Genomic DNA, 26,852 nt, shown 5'->3' on the forward strand with positions numbered 1-26,852 from the left:
CCTGATGTCTGTTTTCCGGAATTTTCGTTTCATCCCGGCATCTGCCCTGGACGATTCCAATAGAAACAAAAGCCTGACCCATTAAAACAGGCGGGAGTTTGCAGTTGAGTGATTTGGCGTCCTCCGGCGCGGGCGTTCATACGGTGATGCTTGATGCCCTTTGCGACGCGCTTGGCGCGGCGATCGTCGTTTACGACCGTAACGATCACATTATTTTCGCAAGCCGGAAGCTCCTCAGTTTTTTCCCGCTGGAAGAGGCCGTCATCGGCCCCGGCGCGCGCCTGCGCGATTATCTTGGCGCCCTGTACGATTGTTACCATATCGAGACGGAAAATCCTGCCGCCAATGCCCGCCAGTTCGGTCGGGAAGAGTGGATCGGCGAACGGCTGGCTCTGCACTGGAAGGAACGGTCTGAAAAAACCGAACGGCTGAAGGGGGAGCGGTTCCTGCGCTTTGTCATGAACCGCCTGCCATCCGGTCTCGGCATTAGTGTCCTCGCGGATATTTCTGAACAGAAGAAGCGTGAAGAACAATGGCGTATCGATCTCGAGCGCGTACAGCTCCTCGAGGATATTCTCGACAATCTGCCGTTTCCCGTCTTCGTCAAGGACCGGAACCTGGCCTATGCCGCCGTGAACAAATCCGCCTGCACCCTGGTCGAAACCAGCCCCGAGAGCCTGCTCGGACGCACGGTCTTCGATCTCCATTCAAGCAAGGTTGCGGGGCGGATCGATGCGGCCGACCGGACGGTACTGGAGAGCGGCACGCCAAGCGTCATTCCGGAAAGGGTGAGACGCCTGAACGGTGAAGAGATACTGACGATCACGCGCAAACAGCGCGTAGGACGGCCAGGCCGTTATTTCCTGGTGACGACGATGGAGGATGTGACTGCGCTCGCCACGCTTGATGCGAACGGCATGCCCGTCATCCCTTCTTTGGAGCATGTGGCATTTGTGTCCTCAACCTATGGAAAGGATGAGGAGAAGGAAGGCCGTAACGGCTTGCTGAAAAGCAAGGCGGTGCTGGTCGTCTCCGAAAACAGCCGCTTTGCAGAGGCCGCCGGCCGCCAGCTCACGGCAGGTGGCATGGACCATGCAGCGGTGACGAGCGAGGAAGAGCAGCGCACCTTTATCGATGTCGCCGCCTCCGCCGGGGTTGCCATCGATGTTGTTGTCATCGACGCCCAGATGAGCATCGCATGCCTCGATATTGCCGCGGCACACCATCTGCCCGTCGTCAGCATCGAGGAGGACGAGATTGACGCGTCGTTGTTGCATCATGTGGCTGTAGGGCTCCATTCGGTGCCGAAGGAGAAATCGGTAGAGGAGGACTGGGAGATCATGACGCAGGACCTGCCCAAAATCCTCAGCAACGGCGGCGTGTGCGACGTTCTTCTCGTCGAGGACAACCGGGTCAACCAGATCGTTTTTTCGCAGATACTTGAGGGTCTCGGGCTTTCCTGGCGGCTCGCCACGTCGGGCGAGGAAGCGCTGCGTCTCTTCGTGGAACAGGCTCCGTCGGTCGTACTGCTTGACACGACGCTTGCCGATATCGACGGCTTCGAGGTCGCCCGCCGCATGCGCGATCTTTCGGGTGAAAAGCGCATTCCTGTTGTCGGCGTCATTACCCACGCATTCGAAGGCGACCTCGACAAATGCCTCGCATCCGGGATGGAGGACATGCTGCTGAAACCTGTCAGCCCCGATATGGTGGAGGCTGTTTTTGTGCGGCTTTTTGGCAAGGACGTGCTGCAGCTGCAGGCGTGATAGCCCCCTCCATCGAACCGCGTGGCGTAAACATACAATTAATTGCCGCCGCCTCGGCCGTTTTGCGCTGGCAGCGGGTCTCAACGAGGGCGGTCTGCGTTTTTCGGTTCGTCGCTCTATGGCTTTTTTAATACTTGCCCTGCATTGTGATCGCGGTCGATAGAGGATTCAAGAGATGCAGGAATGAAACGGGCAGAGCCGCAAACGTTGCAGGTTAGCCAGAACGAGCTTCAGGCGATGGCCTACAGCGATCCGCTGACAGGGCTCGGCAACCGCTACCGTTTGCGGGACAAGATCCGCATGCTCGCCAGCGAACGCTCCAGCGATCCAGCACCCTTCACGGTCGGCATTGCCAATATAGACGGCTTCAAACCCATCAATGACCTTTTCGGCGTGCAGGCGGGCGATGAAATCCTCTGCCAGGTTGCTCACCGCCTCAAAGCCTGCATTCCCGATGGCGCCATCGTGACGCGCCATGACGGCGACGAATTCGCTTTCGTATTGCCGCTGGTGTTCGAACGCACCGGTGCCGAGCGTGTCGGCAACATGATCAAGGACGTGCTCTCCGCTCCCTATGATCTTGGTGATCGTAACGTCCGGCTTTCCTCCTCGTTCGGCTTTGCCATCTATCCCTTCGCCGGCGATGATTTTGAGGATCTGCTGAAAAGCGCCGAGACGGCGCTCTACCGCTCCAAGCGGCGCGGCCGCGGCCAGATCACCGTCTATTCGCGTGAGATTGCGCAGGAGATGAAGCGCGCCACGCAGCTTGAGCAGGCGCTCAGAAACGCGATCATCACCGACGCGATCGACGTGCATTTCCAGCCCATCGTCCGGCTGGAGGAGGCGAAGGTCATCGGTTTCGAGGCGCTCGCGCGCTGGAACGATCCGGATCTCGGCTTCGTATCGCCTGCGGTTTTTGTGCCGCTGGCCGAAGAACGCGGTTTCATCGATGCGCTTTCGGAGGCCCTGCTCAGAAAAGCCGCGGAAGCGGCGCTTTTCTGGCCGCGTGAGCTCTTTCTGTCCTTCAACCTGTCGTCCGCGCAACTGATGGACCCCAGCACGGCAGACAATATTCTGTCCATACTTTCGCGTGTCGGCCTCGACCCGCACCGGCTGGAGCTTGAAATCACCGAAACGGCGGTCATGACCTCCGCCGATACCGCCCAGCGGATCATCAGCGAGTTGCAGAGCGCGGGCGTTCGTATTTCTCTCGACGATTTCGGCACCGGCCAATCGAGCCTCGGCCGCCTGCGGGATTTCACATTCGACAAGGTGAAGATCGATCGCGCTTTCGTCTCGCGCATCAGCAGCGACCGCCCTTCCGAACATATCATCAAGGCCATCGTCGCCATGTGCGAAGGGCTTGATCTTGAAGTCGTGGCCGAAGGGATAGAGGAGCGGGCGGAAGAGGAAAAACTGCGCGCGCTCGGCTGCGCCATGGGACAAGGCTACTTCTACGGCCGCCCCGCCGACGCCGCGGCGACCCAGCGGTATCTACATGAGAATTACCGCGAGATATTGTCGGATATTTCCTGAGAAACGGAATGACCTTGGACGAGGTGGTGGGGACGCCCCCAACACCCCTCATTCCTGTCTTTGCCACGGGAGCCCGGCCGACGCGCGTCTGCGCGGCGAAGAGAGTCCCTTCGGTCCAAGACTTCGGCTGGCTAGATTCCTGTGACAAGCACAGGAATGAGGAGAAGGCGGTGCGTGCCGCGTCTCAGAGCCTGTAAAGCGGCTCAAACCGGCCCTTGACCTCAACCCCCAGTTCGAACGTCAACCCGTGCTGCGGATTGGCGGCTAGGGCGTCCTCGTCAAGATTTTCACGCGCCGACGTCACGAGAAGGCGCGATGCGTCCGGGCCGACGAAGGCCGGGCAGGTCGTCTGTCCCGCGGGCACCGCATATCGGGCAATATGGTTGCCGTCGTTATCATAACGATCAACCGCGCCTTCGCCCCAACGAGCGTTCCAGATATGCCCTTCGGCATCGCAGACCGAGCCGTCGATACCGCCATCGACTCCTGTCGAATCGATGAAGACTTCAGCCTTGCCGGAGGGGAGGCCGGTCTCGGGATCGAGCGGCACGCGCATCAGCTTGTTCACCTTGGTATCGACGTAATATCCGGTCGCGCCATCGGGCGAGAAGCAGATCGAATTCGGAATGCTGATATCGGCAAACAGCTTCGTCACCGTGCCTTTGTAAACATGATAGATGCTGCCCGCGCCGGTTTCCGCCTTTCGGCCCATGGTGCCGATCCAAAGCGCGCCGCAAGGGTGCATGCGCCCGTCATTGGACCGGTTGCCGGGCAGGTCCTTTTCCAGCTCCGCATGCAGAGTCAGCACACCAGTCTTCGTATCACGCAGGAAAAGCCCGTCATCGGAGGCGATCAACTGTTGGCTGTCGCTGACTTTCGCCAGAGCGCTGCCCATGAAGGGCAGGGAATGGACGGTCTTGCGGCCGGAGGCGAGGTGCAGTTCATGCAATTCCCGCTCGAGAATGTTGAACCACCAGGCCGTGCCGGTCGCAGGGTCGAAGGTCGGGCCTTCGCCGAGCAGCATCGGCGTCTCGTCAAGAACACGTCCGGTAAAGGGAAAAACAGTCGCCAAGCTCTTATCCTCCGATGGCTGCATCATAGGCCGACAGTGTGACAGTGGCGCGTTCGCGCACCTCCGCTGCGGTCATGCCGGGTTTATAGAGGCTGGTTCCGAGCCCGAACGCCATGATGCCGGCCGATGTATAGTCGGCAAAATTCTTATCCGAGACACCGCCGACCGCTGCGATGACCAGATCCTTCGGCAGGATCGTCCGGATCGCATTGATGCCGGCGGGGCCAATGATGCTGGCGGGGAAGAACTTCAGCCCGGTCGCACCGGCTTTTGCGGCCACCAGCGCTTCGGTGGGGGTGAGAACGCCCGGCATCGTCACCATGCCTTTTTCACGTGCAGCTGTAATGACCTCCGCATCGGCATTGGGGCTAACCATCAGCCTGCCGCCTGCCGCGTCCAGCGATGCGACGTCTTCCACGCTCAGCACGGTCCCGGCGCCGATCAGGCAATCGGCGGGCGCCATCTTTGCCGCGATCTCGATGGAACGGAACGGATCGGGGGAATTCAGCGGAATTTCGATGGCGCGGAAGCCGGTTTCGATCAGCGCGCCGACAACGCCTTCTGTCTCCTCGGGTTTCAGGCCGCGCAGGATGGCAATCAGCGGATATTTGATGGAAGGAAAGGGAATACGCATGGTCGATCTTTCTTCTTATGGCCAGATGGCTGTTGCAGCGGCCAGCAATCCGCGCCGCACGGCTTCGTCTGCGTCGATGACCGTATAGTGGATATCGAGGGCGGTGAAGGCGCCTTCGTAAAGCGCGCCAAGCGCGCCGGAGCCGATCAGCACCACCGGTGTCTCCCGCCGCGCCGTCGAATGCGCGCCGGCGATCTCCAGCCCGATCATGATGCCAGAAAGCCTGGCCTTGGCATCCGTGGCGGCGAGGCCATGCAGCAATTGACCGGAGCGCAGTGTGAACAGCCGGTTGCTGGTGAGCTGCGGATTGGCGTAAATGTCGAGCACGGCCGCTCTGAAGTCCTCGTGTTGGCCGGTGAAAGGCTCCGCCTCGGCCACCGCATGGGACAGGATCGTCTGCTTGGAAATGACCTCGAACAGTTCGCCGGTCATGAAGGTGGCAAAGCCGTTGACGTCGCCATCACGAACGGTCACCCATTTGGAATGCGTGCCGGGCATACAGACAAGTTTCTCGCCGGTGTCCGAGGAGGCAAGAGCGCCGAGCAATTGCGTTTCCTCGCCACGCATCACGTCGGGCGCGTTTTTATCCCGCTGCGCCAGCCCCGGCAGAATACGCACATCGCGCGCCTGACCCGGCACGCGAACTGCGCCATCCAGCACCGACGACAGCGATGCCGGCACGTCGATGTAACCCGCTTCGACCCAACCCTGCCGCGCGCCTGCCATACCACAGACGAGAACCGGCAAATCTTCAGGCGCGCCGATGGCGTCGAGATGCGCTTGCAGAACCTCGGCAAAACCGGTCCGCATGGCCGTGGTCATGCCTTCCGAACTTCTGCGCTCCGCCAGCACAGCACCCGAGCGGCTCATGAGCCAGAGCCGGAAACTGGTCGTACCCCAGTCAACGGCGATAAAAGCGGGTTCAGACATTATAGAAGGCCTCCGTCTACGATTATGGATTGCGCCGTGATGGCGCTTGATGCCGAGGATGCGAGAAACAGGCATGGCCCAGACAAATCGGCAGCGACGAGCATGCGCTTCAAGCATTGTCGCGCCGTGGTCGTCGCAATGCCCTCATCCGTCAGCCACAGTTCCCTCTGCCGCTCGGTCACGATCATGCCCGGCAGCAGCGTGTTGACGCGGATATTTTCTGGCCCCAGCCGGCCGGCAAGGCTTTTTGTCAACCCGATGATACCTGCCTTCGCCGCCGCATAGGAGGGAAGTTCGCCCATGTTGAGCAGAAACGAGATGGACGAGAAATTGATGATGGAGGCGTCTTTCGCGAGCCGGAGGTAGGGAAGCGCGGCCTGAACGGTAAAAAACATCTGCTTGAGATTGACCGCCTGATTGGCATCCCAATAGGCTTCTGTCACCGCATCTATGTCATGACGGTCGTCCCAGGCGGCGTTGTTGACCAGAACCTTGATACCGCCTATCGCCGCGGCCGCCTCAGTGACGGTCACGGCTATGGCCGCCACGTCGCGCAGGTCGGCCCTGAAGAAATGGACCGGGTGGGGCGACACCCCGGAAAGCCGCCGGACCAGCGCTTCGCTCGGCTCTTCGGCGATATCGATGAACGCTACCTTTGCGCCCTGCATGGCAAAGGCTTCCACGAGCGAAGCCCCTATGCCGGAACCGCCGCCGGTGATCAGCACGCCCGCATCCTTGAGGTCCGGAAATTGGGCTGTCGTCATCGGCATGATCTCATCCGTCAGGGGCTTGATTGTTCCATTATTTGGAACTAGATTTTAATAAATGGAATTATTCCCTTGGCGCAAGCCTCATGTCAAGGCGAATGACAATGGATGTTGCCATGCCTGATACCAAAATACCCAATGGCAGGATGCGCAGCGCAGTTCCAGCCGCGCGGCAAAAAACCGATAGCGACACCGGTACACTCGGTAAGGCCATCTCGCTCCTGGAACTGATCGCCCTTTCTGAAAGGCAGATGCGTTTCACCGATGTGGTGGAAGCGTGCGGGCAGCCGCGAGGCACCGTCCATCGCCAGCTCGCACATCTGCTTGCCGAAGGCCTGATAGACCAGGCCCCCGACCAGACCTACGTTGTTGGCCTGAGGCTGTTGCAGTTTGCAGCCAAAGCCTGGAGTGGCAACGATCTGCGCAGCATAGCCGCCCCACACCTGGCGGCGCTGCAGGAGGCAACGCAGGAATCGGTGCATCTCGCGGTTCTGATCGGGCGCGAAGTGACCTATCTGGACAAGATTGAGGGCAAGCACAGCTTGCGCATGCATTCGCAGGTTGGAAAGACCTCGCCAGCCTATTGCACAGGCGTGGGTAAGGCCGCGCTGTCGCTGCTACCCGCCGGCGATCTGGAAGATCTCGCGGCCGGGCTGGATTTTAAGCGCTTCACGGACAACACCATCACCACACCGCAGGCCCTGATGGAGGATGTTTCGGCCATTCGCACCCTCGGTTACGGTTTCGATCTTCAGGAGCACGAGATCGGCATTCATTGCGTTGCGGCGCCGTTACCGGCCCCGGGACGCAGTTTCCGCGCGGCGATTTCAGTGACCGGCCCCGCCTACAGGGTGGATGTGGAACAGCTCCGCGCCTGGGCTCCGCTGGTGCGTGCAACCGCCGATAAAATTTCGGCAGAACTTGTCTATCGCTTATCGCCGGTTGCGGATGATTGACGAAAAGCCGATGCCGCTTATGGGGTTGCCCGCCCGCGAAAAAGAGGAGACATGACCGGCTTACGCGAGATAACGCTAATTTTCGAATATTCTGATCTAATTTTCAACTTTTGTTTGCATGAATCGATTTGCTGAGTAACATCCTCAAAATTCCGGGCAGAGGCGGGCCTTTGCGGCGGCATTTCCTCATGCTCGAAGAACAGCTTTCATGCAGAAAACAGAAACGGCCAGCGTTCAGTCGATTGGTGTTGATTGCGTTCGCGAGATCGCCAATCTTAATACGCAGTTCGATATATTCCGCTTCCTGAAGCGGCTGACGGAGGCGTGGGAATTCAGGGCCTTCATGGTACTCGACCTCACTACAGAGGTCTCAAGCGAATTGTCGCATTATACCGTCATCACCAGCTGGCCGGCCGAACTGTTGCAACGCTATGATGAAGAAGGCGAGTTGCAGAACAGCCGCGTCATGGCGCGGTTAAGAAAATCCACTGTACCCTTTTCCGTGTCGCTGGATTTCCTGGTCGAAGGCGAGGGGCATGTCCTGAAGAAAAACGTGGTCGCGCTTTTCGAACGGTTCGAGATGATAAATTCCGTCTGGTTCCCGGTGCATGATGTCACCCTCAGGCGCGGCGCCGTATCCTTTTCCGGCAACAAGACGGCCCTGCCGGAAGCCCGGCTTGCGGAGCTTTTTTACATTTCCAGCCACGTCTTTGCCCGGCTGTCCGAAATCCGCCGTCTCGATCTCCGCGTGCCGGAAACATTGAGCGAACGGGAGATCGACTGCCTGAACTGGACGGCAGCCGGAAAGACCAGTGCCGAAATCGCCGAGATCATGATGTTGTCGGAGCATACCATCAATCACTACCTGAACCGCGCGACGAAAAAACTCGATACGGTCAACCGCACCCAGGCGGTCGCCAAGGCCCTGCGCGTCGGACTGATTAAATAGCGAAACTCGCAATTTTATCATTGTGATAAAGCCCTTCCTGGGCGATCCTCTTTTCGAATCACCGGAAAGGAGAAATCGTTGCCGGAGCGGCATAGTGTAAAAGCGGGATTTTCTCCGACTGTCGATTGCGCCGTGCTGATAGTCGCTGCCGAAAAAGGCTTTGCCGCCGATGAAGGCATAGAACTGGAACTGGTCCGAAAGCAGTCCGCACGTGGTGTTCTTTCGGTGCTCGGCGAGGACGGCGTTCAGATCGCGCATTTGCCCGCTCCTGTTCCCGTGGGGTCGGCCGTTGGCCTCCATGATATGCCGGCCAATATCATCGGCGTTTTCACGCTTTCCCTCGGCGGCTCCGCGACCACCGTTTGCCCTGGGTTTTATGATGAACTTTACCGTGAGGGACTGAAGCTGCCGGACCCGGCGGCTTTCGGCCGTGCGATGGCCCGCGTCTGCGCCGCACGCCGGGCCGCGGGTGAAAATCCGCCCGTCTTTGCGGTTGAGGATATCGCCTCGACGTCCTTTTATGCCCTGCGTTATCTGCTCGGAAGCTGCGGTGTGCTGCTTGGCCGTGACATGGAAATCGTCGAAGCGCTGCCGAAGGCGATGCCCGGGCTTCTGGAAAGCGGCGACGTCGATGCGCTCTGTTCCGCTGAACCCGCGGGCAGCGCTGCGGTGCTGGGTGGCGCCGGGCGTATCGTGACGACGGGCGCGCTCATCTGGCACAATGCCCCGGAAAAAATACTTGCCGTGAAGCGAGATTGGGCTGATGCGAATGCCAGCCTCTTGGAGGGGCTGCTGCGCGCACTTTACCGCGCGGGCGAGTGGTGCGCCAACCCCGCCAATATCGAGGAACTTGCCGGTATTCTGGCCGCCCCCCATTATATGAACGTCAGTGGCGAATTCCTGCTTCCGGCCCTGACGGGCTATATTTCGACTTCGCAGAAGGACATGCAGCGTTTTCAGGAATTTTTCGTCACCAGCGCGAAAGCGGCGAATTTTCCATGGCAAAGCCAGGCTCTTTGGTTCTTCAGCCAGATGTTGCGCTGGGGGGAAATACCCGCCGGTTGTCGTTTCGATGCCGCGGTGGTGGAAGCCGCACGCAATGCGTATAGGCCGGATATTTTTCGCAAGGCGATGAAACCACTTTTCGTGCCGGTGCCAGGCGCCAATCTGAAGCTGGAAGGCACGCTGAGGGAACCTGTTCATGTCGGCGCATCGCGCACCGGCCTCGTTCTGGGACCCGACTGTTTCTTCGACGGGCGAGTCTTCGATCCGGAGACGCTCGATATGGATGACGAGATTTGAAATCGCAGCGCTAAATCGTCGCGAATGGTTCCTGTTTGCGCTTTGGCATTGGCGAACCGCTCCCGCTTGTCTATGGATGGCGCAAATTGTTTCCCGATCAGACCGGACGATGTAACGGAGTAAGACAATGGCAGAGGTCAGCAAGAACCAGGTGGAAAAGGCTCTGGACGCCGTCATCTATCCCGGCAGCGGCAGAAGCATCGTTTCCCTCGGCATGGTCTCGGAAATCTTCATCGCAGATGGAAAGGCCTATTTCTCGATCACCGTCCCGGCCGACAGGGCGGCCGAGATGGAGCCGTTGCGCCTGTCCGCCGAACAGGCGGCGAAGGGTGTTCCGGGCATCGCCGGCGCGGTCGTGGCGCTGACTGCCGATCGCAAGCCCGGCCAACAGCAGCCGGCGCCGGCGCGTCCCGCCGCGGCAGCGGGCCGGCCGACGCAGCAGCCGGGCTCGTCCAAGGTGGGCGTCCCCGGCGTCCGCGCCATCATCGCCGTCGCATCGGGCAAGGGCGGGGTCGGCAAATCGACGACATCAGTCAATCTTGCGCTTGGCCTTCAGGCGCTTGGCCTGAAGGTCGGCATGCTGGATGCGGACATTTACGGGCCTTCGCTGCCGCGGCTCCTCAAGATTTCCGGTCGTCCGAAACAGCAGGAGGACCGCATCATTCTTCCCATGGAGAATTATGGGCTGAAGGTCATGTCCATGGGGTTTCTGGTGGATGAGGAGGCCGCGATGATCTGGCGCGGGCCAATGGTGCAGTCCGCCCTGATGCAGATGCTGCGTGAAGTCGCCTGGGGCGAGCTCGACGTGCTGGTGCTGGATATGCCGCCCGGCACGGGTGATGCGCAGCTGACCATCGCCCAGCAGGTGCCGCTTGCCGGCGCGGTCATCGTTTCCACTCCGCAGGACCTCGCGCTGCTCGACGCGCGCAAGGGCATCACCATGTTCCGCAAGGTGGAGGTGCCATTGCTCGGCGTCATCGAGAACATGAGTTACTTCATCGCACCCGATACCGGCGCCCGCTACGATATTTTCGGCCACGGCGGCGCGAAGGCGGAAGCCGAAAGGATCGGTGTGCCGTTCCTCGGCGAGGTGCCGCTCACCATCGCCATCCGCGAAATGTCGGACGCCGGAACGCCTGTCGTCGTTGCCGACCCGGATGGTCCACAGGCTGCGATCTACCGCGAGATAGCGAAAAAAGTCTGGGAGCGTATTGGCGCCGGTGAAAGAAAAGCGGCTCCAAAGATCGTTTTCGAATAAGCTACGGACGGCCGGCAAAACCGCAAAGCGCACCTGCGCTGTGAATAGTCCTGTAAAAACAGAAGATTGGTGGCCAGTAACGGTGCGGTTTCTGGCCATGAAATCCAGAAGTGCTTCGTCTGCAAAGCTGTCACGAAAAAATATTGCTTGATTGCATCTCGCTTTGGGCGCATACGCCTGCGCCGTTTGGCTCTTGGTCCATCGGGCTGGCGCGATATGACGTTGCGCCTGTTTCGGTGGTCCCTGAAGTGTCGTCCAAAGGTTTGCCGACAGCAAACAGGATATGTTAAGCAGCATTGCGGCTAAGGCCTGCAATGTGGAGCGGAGAAACGGATTGATAAAAGCCTATCGCGCCAATTGCGAGGCGATCAGCCTGTCGTCAGACGACGGCTCCGTACAGATTCCTGATGACATCGTCTGGATCGATCTCGTCAACCCGGACAGGGCGGAAGAGCAGCATGTGGAAAAGCTGCTGCAGCTCGATCTGCCGACGCGTGAGGATTTGAAGGATATCGAGCCCTCCAGCCGTCTCTACATGGAAGACGGCAATGTTTTCATGACCGCATCGCTGGTGTGGAAGGCGGATTCGGACGACCCCCGCCTCACAGACGTCGCCTTCATCCTCGCCGGCACGCGCCTCGTGACGATCCGTTATGCTGAGCCGAAATCATTCCACCTTTTCATTGCCGCCATCACCCGCGCGCCGCATGAGATGCGCAGCGGCACGGCGCTGCTTTTGAAACTGCTCGAGACAATCGTCGATCGCACGGCCGAAATTCTCGAAAACTCGGTCGCTGGCATCGACAATCTCGCCGCTGATATTCTCGGCAGCCAAGCCCGTTCCAAGCGCAAGGCGCCGCGTTATCTCGAAGACCGCCTGACCAACATCGCTGCCTATCATCGGCTGATTTCGAAGGTTCGCGTCAGTCTTGCATCGCTGGCGCGGCTGCAGACGTTCTTTTCCACCAGCGATCAGGCGAGCGCGGACAAGGTTGCGAGGGAGCAGGGCAAGTCCATCGGACGCGATATCCAGTCGCTGAACGAACATGCCTCCTTCGTTTCCGGCAATCTGACCTTCCTGCTCGATGCCTCGCTCGGCATCATCAACATCGAGCAGAACAGCATCATCAAGATATTCTCCATCGCTTCGGTGGTTTTTCTGCCGCCCACGCTGGTGGCTTCGGTTTACGGAATGAACTTTCAGCTCATGCCGGAGTTGAACTGGACATTTGGTTATCCACTTGCGCTGATCGTCATGGTGATGTCCGCAATCATCCCGTTTCTCTTTTTTCGTTGGAAGGGCTGGCTCTGAGGAGCCAGGATCATCATGTCCCAGATCGCTGACAAGGATGTTGCCGAGAAGCCGGATGCGGATGACGCTCACAAGAACAAGGGGCTTTACGCCGCTATCCTTGGTTCGATCGGCGTCGTTTATGGCGATATCGGCACCAGCCCGCTCTACGCCTTTCGCGAAGCCCTGCGGCCCATCGCCTATGACGGGGTGACGCAGGAAGAGGTCATCGGCCTCACATCGCTGATGATCTGGTCTCTGACGATCATCGTCACCTTCAAATACATCACGCTTTTGCTGCGCGCCGACAATGACGGCGAGGGCGGTACGCTGTCGCTGCTGGCGCTGCTGATGAAGACGGCCGGCACCCATCGCAGCGTCCTCATCGTGCTTGGCCTGATTGGCGCGGCGCTGTTTCTTGGCGATGCCATGATCACCCCGGCACTTTCAGTGCTTTCGGCGGTGGAAGGCCTGAAGCTCGTCACCCCGGAGATGGACGCCTTCATCATTCCGATCTCTGTCGGCATCCTGATTGGCCTCTTCGCCATCCAGTCCCACGGCACCGGCACGGTGGCAAAATTTTTCGGACCGATCACCGCGGTCTGGTTCATCGTCATGGGCCTTGCAGGCCTCATTCATATCGCTGACGACTTCAGCATTCTCTTTGCCTTCAACCCGTGGCACGCGGTCGAGTTTCTGGCGAATGAAGGTTTTTATGGCATTGTCGTACTCGGCGCGGTGTTCCTGACGATCACGGGCGCAGAAGCGCTTTATGCAGACCTCGGCCATTTCGGCCGCCGCCCCATCCAGTGGGCGTGGTTCTGTCTGGTATTCCCGGCGCTGACGCTGAACTATCTGGGGCAGGGCGCGCTCGTGCTGAAAGACCCGGCGGCCATGTCCAATCCCTTCTATCTGATGTTCCCGCAATGGGCGATCCTGCCCGCCGTCATTCTGGCGACCGCCGCGACAATCATTGCCAGCCAGGCCGTCATAACGGGCGCCTTCTCGCTGGTTCGCCAGGCGATTCACCTCGGCTACCTGCCGCGCATGGAAATTCTCTTCACCTCGGAAACCAATACCGGGCAGATTTATCTTCCGGCGGTCAACACCATCCTGCTTTTCGGTGTCGTTGCCCTGGTGCTCACCTTCAAGAGCTCGGATGCGCTGGCCACCGCCTATGGTATTTCGGTCACCGGTGCGATGGTCGTCACCAGCCTGATGTTCTTCGAGTTCGTGCGCAAACGCTGGCAATGGTCGATCTGGCTTGCCCTTGCGGTGCTGACCCCGCTTCTGGTGCTGGAACTGATCTTCCTCGGCGCAAACCTTCTGAAAATTCATGATGGCGGTTACGTGCCGGTGCTGCTGGCGATTGCCTTCACGGTCATCATGACGACTTGGCAGCGCGGTTCGAGAATCCTGTTCGCCAAGACGCGCCGCATCGATGTGCCGCTGAAGGCCTTCATCGCCTCAGTGGAAAAGGAAAGCGCCCATGCGCCGGTGCGCGTACCGGGTACGGCGATTTTCCTCACCGGCGATCCGGAAACGGCGCCGGCGGCTTTGCTGCATAATCTGAAGCATAACCACGTCCTTCACGACAAGAACGTCATCCTGACGATCCGCACCGAGGATCAGCCGCGCGTTCATCCGGCAGATCGTTATACGTTGACGAAGATGAGCGACCGTTTCGCCGTGGTCGAGCTGCATTTCGGCTTCATGGAAACCCAGAATGTTACCCAGGCGCTGGGCTATCTGCGCCGCACGGGCTACAAGTTCGACATCATGTCGACCTCCTTCTATCTCGGTCGCCGCAAGCTGGTTCCAGATCCGAAATCGGGCATGCCGGGCTGGCAGAACCGCCTGTTCATCGCGCTCGCCGAAACGGCAGCCGATCCCTCCGACTATTTCCGCCTGCCTGCCAATCGGGTGGTGGAACTCGGTTCGCACGTCGTGGTGTGACGAAGTGGGCATGCCCCCAATGTAGCTGGGCGATCTCGTTCTCTCTGTCATACCGGCCTTGAGCCGGTATCCAGCCAGCCCAAGTCCTTGGGGTGAAAGGGTCTTTACGCCGCGCCGACGCGCGACGGCTGGTTCCGGCTCGAGGCGGAATGACGGATGAGGAGATGCCCTGCGGCGCAGTTCTAATCGGCACATGCGAACTCGACTCCACGCCACACTCATTAGCATTCCCTCACACATTAACGTGAAGACACCTTCCTGCGCGGCGTTAACCAACCATCAAGGTTAATAAGAGATTCTCGAACACCTGTAGAAAATTCGGTTGTCGGTGTTCGGAGTGCTGGTTTTGCGTTCGAAAAGAGTAATGCGTCGTCGGTCCCCCGTGTCCTTTCAGGGATGGGCGTCCAAGTGGACGTCACCCGTCGTCTTCGGCCTGGCCGCCTGGCTTGTCTTTCCCTCCCTCGCTGCGCGTGCCGATCTCGCCTCGCTTCTGGCGGGCCTCGACAAGGGCGGCGAACAATGGCGCATGGTGCTGACTGCCTCCCCGGCGGGCTCGACGCATAACGCCTCCCTGACATTCAACGATCCGGAAGGGGGCGAGGCGCTGCATGGCGGCGGCATGACCCTGCCCAACGGCAGCAAGGTCGCGTTCGTCACCAACAAGAAGGGCGAAGCAACGACGCCGGACAGCGAGCGGGTGAACCGCGCCGCCAAGAAGGGCCGCATCGTCGCCACCGAAATCATGCAGCCGCCGAAGGCCTTCACCGCCGGTTCGGTGCTGCAGCGCACCTCGATGCTGGATATCGAGCCGCTGAAGCGCAAGGATCGCACCGCCTTCGTCAAGCCGAAGCGCGGCAAGGATGTCGAACTCGCCTCTTTCTATTTCCGCCGCGAGGAAAAGAAGGCGGATAAGAGCGTCTCGCCGATGCTGGCGGAACTCGTCACCAACCGCACGCCGGACATCCTGGCGACGGCCTATGCGCCCGCCGAACCGGATTTTGCCCGGGAGTCTCCCTTCGACGCCATCCTGAAGAAGCCCGAGGCCGGCCGCTTCGTGCCGCAGATCAACCCAGATGACCACGCCTGGGCCGCAACGCCGCTGCCGGCAGCCGTGTTTTCTCCGGCCGAACAGCAGTGCCTTGCATCGGGCATCTATTTCGAGGCGCGCGGTGAGTCCGTTAAAGGTCAGGCGGCGGTGGCGCAGGTCATCCTAAACCGCGTGCGCAATCCGGCCTATCCGAAAACCATCTGCGGCGTTGTCTACCAGAACAAGGACTGGCGCAATCGCTGCCAGTTCTCCTTCGCCTGCGATAATATCAAGGATCGGGTGAATTCCGAACGCCACTGGAAGATGGCGCGCGAAGTGGCCATGGCGACTACGGCCGGCAAGATCTGGCTGAAGGAAGTTGGCTCTGCCACCCACTATCACGCCGTTTACGTGCGTCCCGCCTGGGGCAAGTCGATGAAGAAGGTCGGCAGAATCGGCCTCCACGTCTTTTACCGTACCTATGGTGGCGGCTGGAGCTGATACCACCGCCAATTTGTCGCATTTTGCGTGTCAAAAATGCCGATTCCCCGGCGAAACATCGCCCCCAAACAGTGATTTCTAGTCAAGCCATTGTTTTTGAATGATTAATTTGTGCCTAAACAACCGCTCGCAGTGCCTTGACTAGAGAAGCCCCTAAAACTATGTTGCGCGCGACTTCAGAGCGGGCTGGAACAGGCTTAATCCGTCACCGTTTACAACTCCAAAGGGTTCTGGCATGGCTGGAACGGAGAAAATGGGTGGGATTTTAAGATGACTGGCAACCGTGACGATAGTCTGGACGAGCGCCGCAAACGCCTTGCTGACAAGTTGGCAAAGGTGAAGGCGGAGGATGAGGCGGAAGTGAGGGCGGAGACCAACGCTGCGGAGAGCCGGAAAGGCTTTGCGATGGCGGTTAAGCTCTCATCGGAGTTCATTTCGGCCATCGTGGTCGGCGCTATGCTGGGTTATCTTCTGGACTATTTTGCCGGCACGACGCCGTGGGGGATGATCGTTCTTCTTCTTCTCGGTTTCTGCGCAGGCGTATTGAATGTGTTGCGTTCGACGGGCGCGGTGGCCAAGCCGCCGCTGCTTGAGAAGGCGGACAGACGAGACGAGGGTGGAAAACGCGGCCTTTGAGGCTGTTTTTCCTTACAGTTGAGATGCCGCGACAGGCGGCGACAGGTAAAGAGGGCAGCCGGTGGCAAACGATCCGACCCATCAGTTCTTGGTGCAGCCGATCATTCCGATCGAAATTGGCGGCGTCGATTTTTCCTTCACCAATGCGTCGCTCTTCATGGTCGCGACCGTGGCTGCTGCTTCGGGTTTCCTTTATTTCGCAACGTCGAACCGCGGTCTGATCCCCACCCGCATGCAGTCCGTTGCCGAAATGTCCTATGAGTTCATCGCCTCCATGCTGCGCGAAGGCGCCGGCAAGAAGGGCATGGTGTTCTTCCCCTTCGTTTTCTCGCTGTTCATGTTCGTGCTGACGGCAAACCTGCTCGGCATGTTCCCGTATTTCTTCACGGTCACCAGCCAGATCATTGTCACCTTCGCGCTCGCCTGCCTCGTCATCGGCACGGTCGTGGTTTACGGTTTTTATAAGCACGGTCTGCATTTCTTCGGCATTTTCGCCCCCTCCGGCGTGCCCAAGGCACTTCTGCCGCTTGTGGCGTCGATTGAAATGATCTCCTTCCTGTCGCGCCCGATCAGCCTTTCCGTTCGTCTTTTCGCGAACATGCTGGCCGGCCACATCACGCTCAAGGTTTTCGCAGGCTTCGTCGCCTCCATGAGCGCACTTGGCGCGCTCGGCGTCGGCGGTGCAGTCCTGCCTCTCATCATGACGGTCGCAATGACCGCTCTCGAATTTCTCGTTGCCTTCCTGCAGGCTTACGTCTTCGCGGTACTGACTTGCATGTACCTGAACGACGCCGTGCATGGTGGTCACTGAGAAGTAAAGTCGCTGGCCCCGGCAACGGGCGTCAAAAACAGCCGCAACAACCAATATCTCAAGGAGTCTCACATGGAAGCGGAAGCAGCAAAGTACATCGGCGCAGGTCTCGCATGCCTCGGCATGGCTGGTACGTCCCTCGCACTCGGCCGTATCTTCGGTGATTACCTGTCCGGCGCACTGCGCAACCCCTCTGCTGCCGACAGCCAGTTCGGCCGTCTGGTATTCGGCTTCGCCGTTACGGAAGCTCTGGGCATCTTCTCGCTGCTCGTTGCTCTCCTTCTCCTGTTCGCTGTCTAATATCGGCATCAGGTCTGGATCACGGCCCGCAACATAGCGTGCCGTGATCCTTCGCATTTGCAGTCCCCCTGGAGGTGAGCATGTTCGTGACCGAGGCTTATGCCCAGTCAGCACCGACCGTAGGTGAAACGCATACGGAAACTCCGGCCGTTGGCCAGCCGCAACCGGAAGCCACGCACACGGAAACCGGTGTAGCGCATGGCGCCGAGCACGGTTCTTCCGGCGTTTTCCCGCCGTTCGACCAGTCTACTTATGCATCGCAGGTCCTGTGGCTGGCGATTACGTTTGGCCTTTTCTACCTGCTCATGCAGAAGGTCATCGTTCCGCGCGTCGGCGGCATTCTGGAAAACCGTCATGGACGCATCGCACAGGATCTCGACGAAGCGGCACGGCTGAAAGCTGAAGCTGACGCTGCCGTCGAAACCTATGAAAAAGAACTCGCGGCAGCCCGCGCCAAGGCAAGCTCGATCGGCGCCGCGGCCCGTGACGCCGCCAAGGCGAAGGCCGATGCCGATCGCGCCGCTATTGAAGCCGGTCTCGCCGAAAAGCTTGCCGCTGCCGAAAAGCGCATTGCCGGCATCAAGGATCAGGCTTTCGCCGATGTCGGCGCCATCGCCGAGGAAACCGCGACCGCAATCGTCGACCAGCTGGTTGGCGCAAAGGTCAAGGACACGGACGTGAAGGCAGCGATTGCCGCCGCTTCGAACGTGAAGGGAGCCTGATATGGCATTTGATGCATCATTTTTCGCTCTCGTCGGTCTCGTTCTCTTCTTCGTCCTGATCGCTTACCTCAAGGTTCCGGGCATGCTCTCCAAGTCTCTGGACGAGCGCGCGCAGAACATTCAGGACGAACTGGCCGAAGCCAAGCGCCTGCGTGAAGAGGCCCAGCACCTGCTGGCCGAATATCAGCGCAAGCGCAAGGAAGCCGAAGCCGAAGCCGCCGGCATCGTTGCCGCCGCTGAACGCGAAGCCGCCGCATTGACGGAAGAGGCCAAGCAGAAGACGGAAGAATTCGTCGCCCGCCGCACGGCCCTTTCGGAACAGAAGATCAAGCAGGCCGAAGAAGACGCCATCGGCGCCGTCCGCGCCGCCGCCGTCGACATCGCCATTGCCGCTTCCGAGAAGCTGCTGGCCGAAAAGACGACGGCCGCCGCAAAGGCCAAGCTTTTCACCGCCACGATCGGCGAAGTGAAGTCGAAACTGAACTGAGATTTATCTCGGTATTGTTCAAAACCCCTCCGGCCCCGCCGCGAGGGGTTTTTTGTTTGAGGTGATAAAGCTGGCTAGGATTGGGTGCCGCCTGCACTACGAAAATGCGGCATTCGCTAACAGGCATTTCTCTTAGGGTGGCGGTAACTGGCTGCAATGTTTTTGATGCAGATTGCTCATCGCTTTGCTCCAATACTTGGCATGGTTTGGACGCACCGAAAGCATCGGAAGGCCCTTAGCAAACACTGCCCGCAAAGGGTTGACTATGACAGAGGCAACTATCATAAGCCGGACAGTTAAGGGGAGAGTTCTCGTTGAACCAGATAGCCATCTTCAGCGGTAGTGCGCATCCCGAACTTGCGAAGGAAATTTGTTCCCACCTCGGCGTGCCGTTGCATCCGGTGCGCACTAAGCGCTTCTCCAACGATTGCCTTGAGGTCCAGCTGCAGGCAAACTGCCGGGAGCAAGATGTCTTTATCGTCCAACCGCTCAGTGCGCCTGTGCAGGAAAACCTGATCGAGCTGCTCTTGATGCTCGATGCGGCGCGTGGTGCGTCGGCCTCACGCATCACCGCAGTCATTCCGCACTTTTCCTATGCTCGCTCCGACAAGAAAGATGCGCCGAGGATCTCCATCGGCGGTCGGCTGGTCGCAGATCTCCTAGTTACGGCAGGTGCCAGCCGCGTGCTCACCATGACGCTGCATTCCCCCCAGGTCCACGGCTTTTTCAGCGTGCCTGTTGATCAGCTCCACGCCTTGGGCGAGCTCGCCAATTATTTCTTCCGTTATGATCTCAGCCGGGCCGTCGTCGTTTCCCCCGACCTTGGCAATGCCAAGAACGCGGCCGCCTTTGCAAAGCGGCTGAATGTGCCTGTCGCGGCCGGCGCCAAAGAACGGGTGAGCGATACCCAAGTGCGCATCTCGGCGCTGATCGGCGATATCCGAAATCGCGACGTCATTGTGCTCGATGACGAGATCGCCAGCGGTGGCTCCATTCTTGAGCTGCTCCAACATCTGCGGGCCCACGGCGCACGCACCATCCGGATCGCCACCACGCACGGAATTCTCGCTGGCTCTGCAGTTGCCCGGCTTGCCGCGGAACCGGACGTGCTTGAGATCGTGTGCACCAACACGGTGCCCATCGCTGCCGAAAAGCGCCTTCCCAAGCTTACCGTGTTGTCTGTCGCACCGGCTCTCGCCGAAGCAATGCGCCGGATTAATTCGGGGGATTCCGTTAGCGCGCTTCTGGCCGAGGACATTGCTCCGGCCCAAGTGATCACCGCGTCTCAAAGCAAATGAAGTGAGCATTTCTTTGGACTGCCGGACTAGAGATGTCCTCAGGTGGCGCCGCCGTCAAGTCCGCGCTGCGGCTAGAACTTCACCATTTGTCATCAATCCCGCTTCAGTGGCCGAAAGCTCATCCTGTGCAGCGCGCAGGGCCCGTGGCTTTCGATGGCGCGCAGGTGGGCCGGTGTGCCGTAGCCTGCGTGGCCTTCAAAGCCATAGGATGAATGCACCACACCCGCACGTTCCATCATCCGGTCGCGGGTCACCTTGGCGACGATTGAGGCGGCGGCGATGGAGAGGGAGCGGGAATCGCCCTTGATGACGGCCTTGGCTTCGCAGGTGATGCCTGGCGGCCTGTCGCGGCCGTCGGCCAGTACGAGGGCGGGGGAAATTTCGAGTCCGAGGACTGCGCGGCGCATGGCGTCCAGGCTGGCGCGCAGGATATTCATCGTGTCGATCAGGCCCGGGCCGGAGGAGGCGACCGATACGATCGAGGTTTCCATGATCTGGACGAACAGGCTCTCGCGCTTTTGCTTCGTCAGTTTCTTGGAATCATCCATTCCGTCAGGAATATTGTCCGGATCGAGAATGACGGCGGCCGCAACCACAGGGCCGGCGAGCGGGCCACGCCCTGCCTCGTCCGTGCCGGCGACCGGCCAGAGGCCCTTCTTTCGCGCTTCCAGCTCGAACGAGAAATCCGGGCCAGTATCGGCAAGATCAAAAAGGGCAGGAGAATCGGGTGTGGCCGTGCGTTTCATGCGGCGAAACTGGCACACACACCCGATCTCCTGCAAGCCCCCGGAAGCGGGCGATGACAGGCACGATGAGCCGGGGTCAAGGGGCGTGGCTCACCGTGCCCAAGGTCGTCATGACCTTTTATCCTCCAGCAGGGCGGCGGAGGAAAAACGATCGCACGCGAGGCGGCGGTTCCAGGGGCGATGTCCGGCGGGCCAGGGAAAACCAGCCGGGCATTTCGTCGAGAGCAACACGATGAGACGATTGCTCCTGTCATTTTGAATTCCGTTTATTAAAAGCTCACAGCACCTCGTATTGTCGGCGCGTCATCCCCCCGTGCTCGATGTCCTCTCGGGCTTGACCCGAGATCCTGTCGCGCTCGGTTCACGTTCCAGGGTCGAGCCCGAGGGTAGCGTCTGGTTCATCACGGGCATTCGTTACCTTCAGTCACTTTCACCATGCGGCTCTCAAAGCAGAGACAATTGCACCCCGGCACCGCCCGGAGGCACGAACAGGTCGTCACGCAGGTTGATGCCGCGGCGGATGAGACCAAGTCTTTTGGTCGCCATCTCGAATCGCCTGCCGATCTGCCAGGCATAAGGGCCATCACCCTTCATGCGCTTGCCGAACTCCGCGTCATAATCCTTGCCGTCGCGCATGGAGCGCACCAGCGACATGACATGACGGTAACGGTCCGGATAGTTGCGCAGCAGCCAGTCGCGGAACAGCGGGCTTACCTCCAGCGGCAGCCGCAAAAGCACATAGGAAGCCTCGGTCGCGCCAGCAGCCTTGCCGGCCTCAAGAATGCGCTCGATTTCATGATCGTTAAGCGCCGGGATGACGGGTGCCATCATCACCGCCACCGGAATTCCGGCATCCGTCAGCGCCTTGACGGCCTCCAGCCGCTTCTCCGGCGTGGCGGCGCGCGGCTCCATCGTGCGCGAAAGCTTGCGATCCAGCGACGTGACGGAAATGCCGACCTTGACGAGCCCCTTTTTTGCCATTGGCGCGAGAATATCAATATCCCGCTTGATCAGCGCCGATTTGGTGACGATGGCGACGGGATGATCAGCCTTGGCCAGCACTTCCAGTATCTGCCGCATGATGCGCCATTCGCGCTCAATCGGCTGGTAAGGGTCGGTATTGGTGCCGATGGCGATTACCCGCGCCTTGTAGCCGGGTTTCGCCAGTTCCCGTTCCAGAAGTTTGGCCGCATCAGGCTTGGCAAACAGCTTGGCCTCGAAATCAAGTCCGGCCGAAAGGCCCATGTAGCTGTGAGTGGGTCTGGCAAAACAGTAAATGCAGCCATGTTCGCAGCCCCTGTATGGATTGATGGAACGATCGAAGGGGATATCGGACGATTCATTGCGGGTGATGATGCTGCGTGGCTTTTCCACCTGCACCTCGGTGCGGAATTCCGGCATCTCTTCCAGCGTCTGCCAGCCATCGTCGAAGACCTCACGCTGCAAGGCTTCGAAACGTCCATCTGGATTGAGCCCCGCACCACGGCCGCGGCGACGGTCAATCTCGATGCGCAGGCCGGATGCATCGGCCAGCGCATTGGCAATGTCAGGCATATGGCTCGGCTGGAAGGCAGCCTGCCCCGAAAGCGAATGATTTCTCATCTGGATGCTCCCAAGACGTCGCACGCCTTTCGAGGCACGCTGAACGCCCTAAACCGTTTCCATCCGGAGAGGCCTCATCGCCCCTCGAATGATTAAATTCCTACATCACGAATGAGAACAATACAAGAACAAAATTGTAAATTTGGCTGCTTTTGTACTGCCGGGGCCAGCGCCAGGACGGGCACGCCGGCACCTGAGATCGCGGAGAGCGACATCAACCCCCGCGGATTTTACCGCGACGAGCATGGTGGCAATTTATTGTGCGATGCGTTAGAGCTATGCACATGTTGACAGTCATAATGGAATGCCGGGATCAGGAGCCGGAACTGGCGCATACGCTGTCTGCGCTTGTCACCGGTGCCGTGGAAGGGCTTGTAAGCGATGTTGTGATTCTGGATCACGGTTCGCGCGATGGATCGTCGCGTGTGGCCGATGCGGCCGGCTGCCGTTTTTATGGGCAATGGGAACTGGAGGATATCGTCAAGTCCGCGCGTGGCGGCTGGTTGCTGCTGATCGAGCCGGGCGCACGCCCGCAGGCAGGCTGGATCGATGAAATCCTGGAATATGTCGCGATCTGCGAACAGCCAGCGCGCTTTTCCCCATCACGTTATCACCGGCGGAATGTTTTCAGCCGTGTCCTGCGCCGCACCCCGCCGCTGGAGCATGGTTATCTCCTGCCGAAGAAGCACGCGATGTCGATTGCGAAATCGGGCATGAGCCTGACGCAATTTGTCGGCGCGCAGAAGCCGCGCCGGCTGAATGCGGAAATGGTGCCCGCCTGGGCATTGCGGGCTTCGGCCTGAGGCGGGAAGGGTTATTCCGCGAGCACCTTGCCGGGGTTCATGATTCCGGCGGGATCGAATGCGTGCTTGATGCGCCGCATCAGCTCCATTTCGATGCCGGGCCGGATGGCGGCCAGTTCGTCGCGCTTTAACTGGCCAATGCCGTGTTCGGCGGAAATCGAACCGCCCAGCGACAGCACGATGCCGTGCACGATTTCGTTCATGTCCCGCCAGCGGGCGAGGAATTGCGCCTTGTCCGCCCCCACCGGCTGGGAAATATTGTAGTGGATGTTGCCGTCGCCCAGATGGCCGAAGGCGCAGACACGGGCGCCCGGGATAGCAGCAAGAACCGCCTTTTCCGCCGTCGCCATGAACTCCGGTATTCTGGAAACCGGGACGGAGACATCGTGCTTGATGGAGCCGCCCTCCGGCTTCTGCGCATCCGACATGCTCTCACGCATGTGCCACAGTGCCTGACGCTGGGCTTCGGAGGCGGCGATCACGGCATCCTCGACCAGCCCGGCCTCAAAACCACGCTCCAGCAGCAATTGCATCATCGTATCCGCCGTCTCGGCCGAATCGGAGGTGGAGATGTCGATGAGTGCGTACCAGTCATGGGGCTGTTCCAGGGGATCGCGCACGCCGGGAATATGTCTGGCGGTAAACTCCACGCCAATCCGTGGCATAAGCTCGAAGCCGGTCAGCGCCGTGCCGCAGAGGTTTGACGCCATCTCGAACAGCTTCAGCGCATCTTCGGTTGAGGTCAGCCCGGCGAAGGCCACCTGATGGCCGAGTGGCTTCGGGAAGAGCTTCAGCACCGCGCCGGTGATGATGCCGAGCGTACCTTCGGAGCCGATGAAGAGATCACGCAGATCGTAACCGGTATTGTCCTTTTTCAGCCGGCGCAGCCCGTTCCAGATCTCGCCTGTCGGCAACACCACTTCGAGCCCGAGGCAGAGCTGGCGCATATTGCCATAAGCAAGCACTGCGGTACCGCCGGCATTGGTGGCGAGATTGCCGCCGATACGGCAGGACCCCTGAGAGCCGAGGGACAGCGGAAACATGCGTTCAACCGAATCGGCGGCTTTATGGATGTCATCGAGAATGCAGCCGGCATCGGCAACGATGACATTGGCGACGGGATCGATGTCGCGAATGCGGTTCATGCGCTCCAGCGAAAGAATGATGTCAGTTCCCCCGGCGCGCGGCGTTTGCCCGCCGACAAGGCCCGTATTGCCCGTCTGCGGCACGATTGGGGTACCCGTCTCGCTGGCGAACTGCAGGATGGCCGATACTTCCTCGACCGATCCGGGTTTGAGGAGCAACGGCGAAGCGCCACGATAAAGCCCGCGATTTTCCACCAGCCGCGGCGCCATCTCTGTCGCATCGCGCACCGCATTCCTGTCTCCGACAATGGCGGCAAATCGGTCGAGGATGTCGGAGGAGGGGACGGTTGTCATCGGGCGTCTCTCTGTCATTTGAAACGGTGGGCGAATGGTCGGCGGGCCTCAGCTCCGCGGTGCGGCGGCGCGGGAAAGGCGGTCATTGATCGCCTCTCCAAGACCGTGAGTGGGAATGCTGGTGATGGCGATGCTGTCTGCGCCGCTTGCATCGGCGGCCTTGAGGTAATCGAACAGGTTGGCGGCGGCCTCGGAAAGATCGCCGGAGGGGCTGAGATCGAAAACGGCGCGGGCGGTCTCTTCACCCGCAACCGGGATACCTTCGAACCGGATCAACGCTTCGCCAGGCGAAACCGATGTGGCGTTGAGGCGCACGGCGGCGCCGGGGGCATAATGCGAAGCGAGCATGCCTGGCGCCTCGATGGCCGCCGACGCTTTTTCAGAACGTTCAAGCCGCTTGCCCGCAACACGCTCTATTTCGGCCGTGACGACGCCGCCAGGACGAAGCAGACGCACCCTTCCATCTTCCTCCACCTTGACGATGGTGGATTCGACGCCGACCGAAGCCGCCCCGCCGTCGAGAATGAGGTTGATTTTCTGACCGAGATCGGCCTCCACATGGGCGGCGCTTGTCGGGCTGATCTTGCCGGAACTATTGGCGCTGGGGGCTGCGAGCGGTTTGCCGAACCGGCGGATAAGATCGCCGGCAAAACCTTGCGGTACGCGAATGCCGACCGTATCGAGCCCGGCCGTCGCCAGCGCATGAATATCGCTTGCCGGCTTCAGCGGCAGCACCAGTGTCAGCGGGCCGGGCCAGAAGGCCTGTGCAAGATCAAGCGACATGGGATCGAAAATGGCGTAACGTTCCGCCATGGCGATATCTGCCATGTGGCAGATCAACGGGTTGAATTGCGGCCGGCCTTTGGTCTCGTAGATACGGGCAATGGCTGCAGGGTTGGTGGCATCGGCGGCAAGGCCGTAAACGGTTTCCGTCGGCAGGGCGATCGGCTGGCCGGCGGCAAGCTCCGTGACGGCTGCTTGAAGGGCGGTTTCCCGCTCGTTTTCAATATGGATATGACGCGCCATGATGCTGCCTTTCAGGGCGGTCAATAGCGTATTTCCGGGCAGAATGGAAAGCGCTAATGCACATTGTCCGAAACTGGTCGTCGGTTTCGGGACAACGACATGCCTAAGAAAGAAAGATGAAGTCCCTGGGGGCTTTGTCGCTGCTATATCGCCTTGATGATCCTGCGCATCTCCTCCGAGCGCGCGCCGAGCATGAGGACGTTTTTCAGCGCCACGCGCGGATCGTGGGTCTGGAACAGCAGGCCGCCGCGATGGACGGATGTATCGACGGCGATTTCCTGATCGGGAAGGGCGTTGATGGCGACAGCGAAATACATCCGCGAATAACGCGCATCGATATTTTCGAAGAAGTTTTCGGCCCCGCTCAGTTCCGCGAAGAAATTCGCGAAATAGAAGGACCATAGCACATGACGCTCTGCATCGAAGCTGGTCGTCGCCGCCGTGACGTGGCAATAACCCAGATGCGGCCGGTCATTCAGCAGATGGTGAAAAACCATTTTCGGAAAACGGATGGACTGGTGAAAGCCGTTCAGGCGGCTGTGGGTGGCATCGGCGGCAGCTTCCAGCTTTCGCCCGGTCAGCGCAGCCACTTCGTCATGGCTGTAGTAGACGCGTTCTTTCGGCAGCCACCGCTCTTCGTAACGGCTGATGCGCCCTGTCCGCAAAAAATCGGAATGCGCGGTCTTCGAGCGTATCGGTGTGACCGAATGCCTGCTCGCATCGAAATAGCGTATGCGTGTCGCCTTCTCCACCGGGAACACCCTCGTTGCTGTCGATCCGGTAAGATAATTTAGGGTGCGTTAATACTCCGTTGCGCTGCAGCCCCTGTTTTTTGATGGGTGGGCAGTGGCTGCGCCATCATGCGTCATATTGCGACGTCGTTGCAGGCGGTAAATAGTTGCCGGATTTTGCAGTGGAATGGCCTGAAGACGCCGTTTGGACATGTCGCAATTTGTCGCCAATGCGGAAGCCGATGTCGCTGTCTGTGCTGCCGCAAATGACCGCCGATGATTAGATGAGGACATGCTTCCGCAGCC

Annotated in this window: 25 protein-coding genes; 16 read left to right on the top strand and 9 right to left on the bottom strand. The window is 59.8% G+C overall.

Translation table 11 applies throughout. The features are described from left to right. Positions 1 to 146: 146 nt before the first annotated feature. Both EYD00_RS01745 and EYD00_RS01750 read left to right on the top strand, forming a co-directional pair. The gene (locus tag EYD00_RS01745; RefSeq protein ID WP_044458782.1) at positions 147 to 1,766 is read left to right on the top strand and encodes a response regulator; all 1,620 of its coding nucleotides are present in this window, start codon (positions 147 to 149) and stop codon (positions 1,764 to 1,766) included. Between the two features lie 183 nt (positions 1,767 to 1,949). Further along, the gene (locus EYD00_RS01750; RefSeq protein WP_004440238.1) at positions 1,950 to 3,302 is read left to right on the top strand and encodes a putative bifunctional diguanylate cyclase/phosphodiesterase; all 1,353 of its coding nucleotides are present in this window, start codon (positions 1,950 to 1,952) and stop codon (positions 3,300 to 3,302) included. Between the two features lie 184 nt (positions 3,303 to 3,486). On the opposite strand, the gene EYD00_RS01760 is transcribed toward EYD00_RS01750, so the two are convergent. Genes EYD00_RS01760 through EYD00_RS01775 form a run of 4 tightly spaced genes read right to left on the bottom strand, consistent with a single transcriptional unit; the run spans position 3,487 to position 6,708 of the window. Further along, positions 3,487 to 4,374, bottom strand: a complete 888-nt coding sequence (locus EYD00_RS01760; RefSeq protein WP_004440239.1) for an SMP-30/gluconolactonase/LRE family protein — start codon at positions 4,372 to 4,374, stop codon at positions 3,487 to 3,489. A 4-nt stretch (positions 4,375 to 4,378) separates the two neighbouring features. Then, on the bottom strand, positions 4,379 to 5,008 hold the full coding sequence (locus EYD00_RS01765) for a 2-dehydro-3-deoxy-6-phosphogalactonate aldolase (protein WP_004440240.1): 630 nt from the start codon (positions 5,006 to 5,008) through the stop codon (positions 4,379 to 4,381). A gap of 15 nt (positions 5,009 to 5,023) precedes the next feature. After that, positions 5,024 to 5,938, bottom strand: a complete 915-nt coding sequence (locus EYD00_RS01770) for a 2-dehydro-3-deoxygalactonokinase (protein WP_004440241.1) — start codon at positions 5,936 to 5,938, stop codon at positions 5,024 to 5,026. Continuing rightward, entirely contained in the window at positions 5,938 to 6,708 is a 771-nt protein-coding gene (locus tag EYD00_RS01775) for an SDR family NAD(P)-dependent oxidoreductase (RefSeq protein WP_004440244.1), read from the bottom strand. Before EYD00_RS01775 ends, EYD00_RS01770 begins: the two co-directional genes overlap by 1 nt. A gap of 83 nt (positions 6,709 to 6,791) precedes the next feature. Here EYD00_RS01775 and EYD00_RS01780 point away from each other — a divergent pair, with 83 nt between their 5' ends. The 13 genes from EYD00_RS01780 (at position 6,792) to EYD00_RS01840 (ending at position 20,199) form a co-directional block, all read left to right on the top strand. Then, positions 6,792 to 7,661 carry an IclR family transcriptional regulator gene (locus EYD00_RS01780; RefSeq protein WP_034495957.1) on the top strand — a complete coding sequence of 290 codons (870 nt, stop codon included), beginning with the start codon at positions 6,792 to 6,794 and terminating at the stop codon, positions 7,659 to 7,661. Positions 7,662 to 7,869: 208 nt separating this feature from the next. After that, positions 7,870 to 8,610, top strand: a complete 741-nt coding sequence (locus EYD00_RS01785) for a helix-turn-helix transcriptional regulator (protein ID WP_004440251.1) — start codon at positions 7,870 to 7,872, stop codon at positions 8,608 to 8,610. Positions 8,611 to 8,688: 78 nt separating this feature from the next. Continuing rightward, positions 8,689 to 9,912 carry a CmpA/NrtA family ABC transporter substrate-binding protein gene (locus EYD00_RS01790; RefSeq protein ID WP_034495955.1) on the top strand — a complete coding sequence of 408 codons (1,224 nt, stop codon included), beginning with the start codon at positions 8,689 to 8,691 and terminating at the stop codon, positions 9,910 to 9,912. Positions 9,913 to 10,039: 127 nt separating this feature from the next. Then, the gene (locus tag EYD00_RS01795; RefSeq protein ID WP_004440253.1) at positions 10,040 to 11,170 is read left to right on the top strand and encodes an Mrp/NBP35 family ATP-binding protein; all 1,131 of its coding nucleotides are present in this window, start codon (positions 10,040 to 10,042) and stop codon (positions 11,168 to 11,170) included. A 334-nt stretch (positions 11,171 to 11,504) separates the two neighbouring features. Beyond that, positions 11,505 to 12,482 (top strand): magnesium transporter CorA family protein, encoded by a 978-nt coding sequence (locus EYD00_RS01800; protein WP_004440254.1) that lies wholly within the window; start codon positions 11,505 to 11,507, stop codon positions 12,480 to 12,482. 15 nt (positions 12,483 to 12,497) lie between these two features. Beyond that, on the top strand, positions 12,498 to 14,417 hold the full coding sequence (locus tag EYD00_RS01805; protein ID WP_004440255.1) for a potassium transporter Kup: 1,920 nt from the start codon (positions 12,498 to 12,500) through the stop codon (positions 14,415 to 14,417). A 364-nt stretch (positions 14,418 to 14,781) separates the two neighbouring features. After that, positions 14,782 to 15,945, top strand: coding sequence for a cell wall hydrolase (locus tag EYD00_RS01810; RefSeq protein WP_034495953.1), 1,164 nt, complete (start codon positions 14,782 to 14,784; stop codon positions 15,943 to 15,945). Positions 15,946 to 16,215: 270 nt separating this feature from the next. Continuing rightward, positions 16,216 to 16,581, top strand: a complete 366-nt coding sequence (locus tag EYD00_RS01815; RefSeq protein WP_004440257.1) for an AtpZ/AtpI family protein — start codon at positions 16,216 to 16,218, stop codon at positions 16,579 to 16,581. Positions 16,582 to 16,642: 61 nt separating this feature from the next. Beyond that, positions 16,643 to 17,392 (top strand): F0F1 ATP synthase subunit A, encoded by a 750-nt coding sequence (locus EYD00_RS01820; protein WP_004440258.1) that lies wholly within the window; start codon positions 16,643 to 16,645, stop codon positions 17,390 to 17,392. Positions 17,393 to 17,464: 72 nt separating this feature from the next. Next, entirely contained in the window at positions 17,465 to 17,692 is a 228-nt protein-coding gene (locus EYD00_RS01825; protein WP_003494147.1) for a F0F1 ATP synthase subunit C, read from the top strand. An 80-nt stretch (positions 17,693 to 17,772) separates the two neighbouring features. Further along, complete coding sequence (locus EYD00_RS01830; RefSeq protein ID WP_004440268.1) at positions 17,773 to 18,414, top strand: F0F1 ATP synthase subunit B; 642 nt, start codon at positions 17,773 to 17,775, stop codon at positions 18,412 to 18,414. Between the two features lies 1 nt (position 18,415). Continuing rightward, positions 18,416 to 18,901 (top strand): F0F1 ATP synthase subunit B, encoded by a 486-nt coding sequence (locus EYD00_RS01835; protein ID WP_004440269.1) that lies wholly within the window; start codon positions 18,416 to 18,418, stop codon positions 18,899 to 18,901. Positions 18,902 to 19,215: 314 nt separating this feature from the next. After that, a complete protein-coding gene (locus tag EYD00_RS01840; RefSeq protein WP_004440272.1) occupies positions 19,216 to 20,199 on the top strand; it encodes a ribose-phosphate diphosphokinase in 984 nt (327 codons plus the stop codon). A 92-nt stretch (positions 20,200 to 20,291) separates the two neighbouring features. Here EYD00_RS01840 and rnhB read toward each other — a convergent pair whose 3' ends face one another. Together rnhB and EYD00_RS01850 are read right to left on the bottom strand one after the other, a co-directional pair. Further along, positions 20,292 to 20,945 (bottom strand): ribonuclease HII, encoded by a 654-nt coding sequence (gene rnhB / locus EYD00_RS01845; RefSeq protein WP_072494030.1) that lies wholly within the window; start codon positions 20,943 to 20,945, stop codon positions 20,292 to 20,294. 444 nt (positions 20,946 to 21,389) lie between these two features. Next, entirely contained in the window at positions 21,390 to 22,547 is a 1,158-nt protein-coding gene (locus tag EYD00_RS01850; RefSeq protein WP_004440278.1) for a PA0069 family radical SAM protein, read from the bottom strand. A 284-nt stretch (positions 22,548 to 22,831) separates the two neighbouring features. On the opposite strand from EYD00_RS01850, the gene EYD00_RS01855 reads away from it, so the two are divergent. Then, the gene (locus EYD00_RS01855; RefSeq protein WP_004440279.1) at positions 22,832 to 23,350 is read left to right on the top strand and encodes a hypothetical protein; all 519 of its coding nucleotides are present in this window, start codon (positions 22,832 to 22,834) and stop codon (positions 23,348 to 23,350) included. Positions 23,351 to 23,361: 11 nt separating this feature from the next. On the opposite strand, the gene EYD00_RS01860 is transcribed toward EYD00_RS01855, so the two are convergent. The 3 genes from EYD00_RS01860 to EYD00_RS01870 all read right to left on the bottom strand — a co-directional run bounded on the left by EYD00_RS01860 (position 23,362) and on the right by EYD00_RS01870 (position 26,567). Continuing rightward, on the bottom strand, positions 23,362 to 24,789 hold the full coding sequence (locus tag EYD00_RS01860; protein WP_004440282.1) for an FAD-binding oxidoreductase: 1,428 nt from the start codon (positions 24,787 to 24,789) through the stop codon (positions 23,362 to 23,364). A gap of 48 nt (positions 24,790 to 24,837) precedes the next feature. After that, complete coding sequence (locus EYD00_RS01865) at positions 24,838 to 25,815, bottom strand: L-threonylcarbamoyladenylate synthase (protein ID WP_004440284.1); 978 nt, start codon at positions 25,813 to 25,815, stop codon at positions 24,838 to 24,840. Positions 25,816 to 25,958: 143 nt separating this feature from the next. Further along, positions 25,959 to 26,567 carry a DUF6656 family protein gene (locus tag EYD00_RS01870; RefSeq protein ID WP_004440288.1) on the bottom strand — a complete coding sequence of 203 codons (609 nt, stop codon included), beginning with the start codon at positions 26,565 to 26,567 and terminating at the stop codon, positions 25,959 to 25,961. Positions 26,568 to 26,852 lie beyond the last annotated feature (285 nt).

The sequence above is a fragment of the Agrobacterium sp. 33MFTa1.1 genome (genome assembly GCF_004328495.1).
Classification (GTDB): domain Bacteria; phylum Pseudomonadota; class Alphaproteobacteria; order Rhizobiales; family Rhizobiaceae; genus Agrobacterium; species Agrobacterium pusense.

Excerpts from the sequence above, each read along its gene's own strand:
- EYD00_RS01745 (WP_044458782.1), top strand. The coding sequence starts at position 147 with ATGCTTGATGCCCTTTGCGACGCGCTTGGCGCGGCGATCGTCGTTTAC.
- EYD00_RS01750 (WP_004440238.1), top strand. The coding sequence starts at position 1,950 with ATGAAACGGGCAGAGCCGCAAACGTTGCAGGTTAGCCAGAACGAGCTT.
- EYD00_RS01765 (WP_004440240.1), bottom strand. The coding sequence starts at position 5,008 with ATGCGTATTCCCTTTCCTTCCATCAAATATCCGCTGATTGCCATCCTG.
- EYD00_RS01770 (WP_004440241.1), bottom strand. The coding sequence starts at position 5,938 with ATGTCTGAACCCGCTTTTATCGCCGTTGACTGGGGTACGACCAGTTTC.
- EYD00_RS01775 (WP_004440244.1), bottom strand. The coding sequence starts at position 6,708 with ATGCCGATGACGACAGCCCAATTTCCGGACCTCAAGGATGCGGGCGTG.
- EYD00_RS01780 (WP_034495957.1), top strand. The coding sequence starts at position 6,792 with ATGTCAAGGCGAATGACAATGGATGTTGCCATGCCTGATACCAAAATA.
- EYD00_RS01785 (WP_004440251.1), top strand. The coding sequence starts at position 7,870 with ATGCAGAAAACAGAAACGGCCAGCGTTCAGTCGATTGGTGTTGATTGC.
- EYD00_RS01795 (WP_004440253.1), top strand. The coding sequence starts at position 10,040 with ATGGCAGAGGTCAGCAAGAACCAGGTGGAAAAGGCTCTGGACGCCGTC.
- EYD00_RS01805 (WP_004440255.1), top strand. The coding sequence starts at position 12,498 with ATGTCCCAGATCGCTGACAAGGATGTTGCCGAGAAGCCGGATGCGGAT.
- EYD00_RS01810 (WP_034495953.1), top strand. The coding sequence starts at position 14,782 with ATGCGTCGTCGGTCCCCCGTGTCCTTTCAGGGATGGGCGTCCAAGTGG.
- EYD00_RS01815 (WP_004440257.1), top strand. The coding sequence starts at position 16,216 with ATGACTGGCAACCGTGACGATAGTCTGGACGAGCGCCGCAAACGCCTT.
- EYD00_RS01825 (WP_003494147.1), top strand. The coding sequence starts at position 17,465 with ATGGAAGCGGAAGCAGCAAAGTACATCGGCGCAGGTCTCGCATGCCTC.
- EYD00_RS01830 (WP_004440268.1), top strand. The coding sequence starts at position 17,773 with ATGTTCGTGACCGAGGCTTATGCCCAGTCAGCACCGACCGTAGGTGAA.
- EYD00_RS01835 (WP_004440269.1), top strand. The coding sequence starts at position 18,416 with ATGGCATTTGATGCATCATTTTTCGCTCTCGTCGGTCTCGTTCTCTTC.
- rnhB (WP_072494030.1), bottom strand. The coding sequence starts at position 20,945 with ATGAAACGCACGGCCACACCCGATTCTCCTGCCCTTTTTGATCTTGCC.
- EYD00_RS01850 (WP_004440278.1), bottom strand. The coding sequence starts at position 22,547 with ATGAGAAATCATTCGCTTTCGGGGCAGGCTGCCTTCCAGCCGAGCCAT.
- EYD00_RS01855 (WP_004440279.1), top strand. The coding sequence starts at position 22,832 with ATGTTGACAGTCATAATGGAATGCCGGGATCAGGAGCCGGAACTGGCG.
- EYD00_RS01860 (WP_004440282.1), bottom strand. The coding sequence starts at position 24,789 with ATGACAACCGTCCCCTCCTCCGACATCCTCGACCGATTTGCCGCCATT.
- EYD00_RS01865 (WP_004440284.1), bottom strand. The coding sequence starts at position 25,815 with ATGGCGCGTCATATCCATATTGAAAACGAGCGGGAAACCGCCCTTCAA.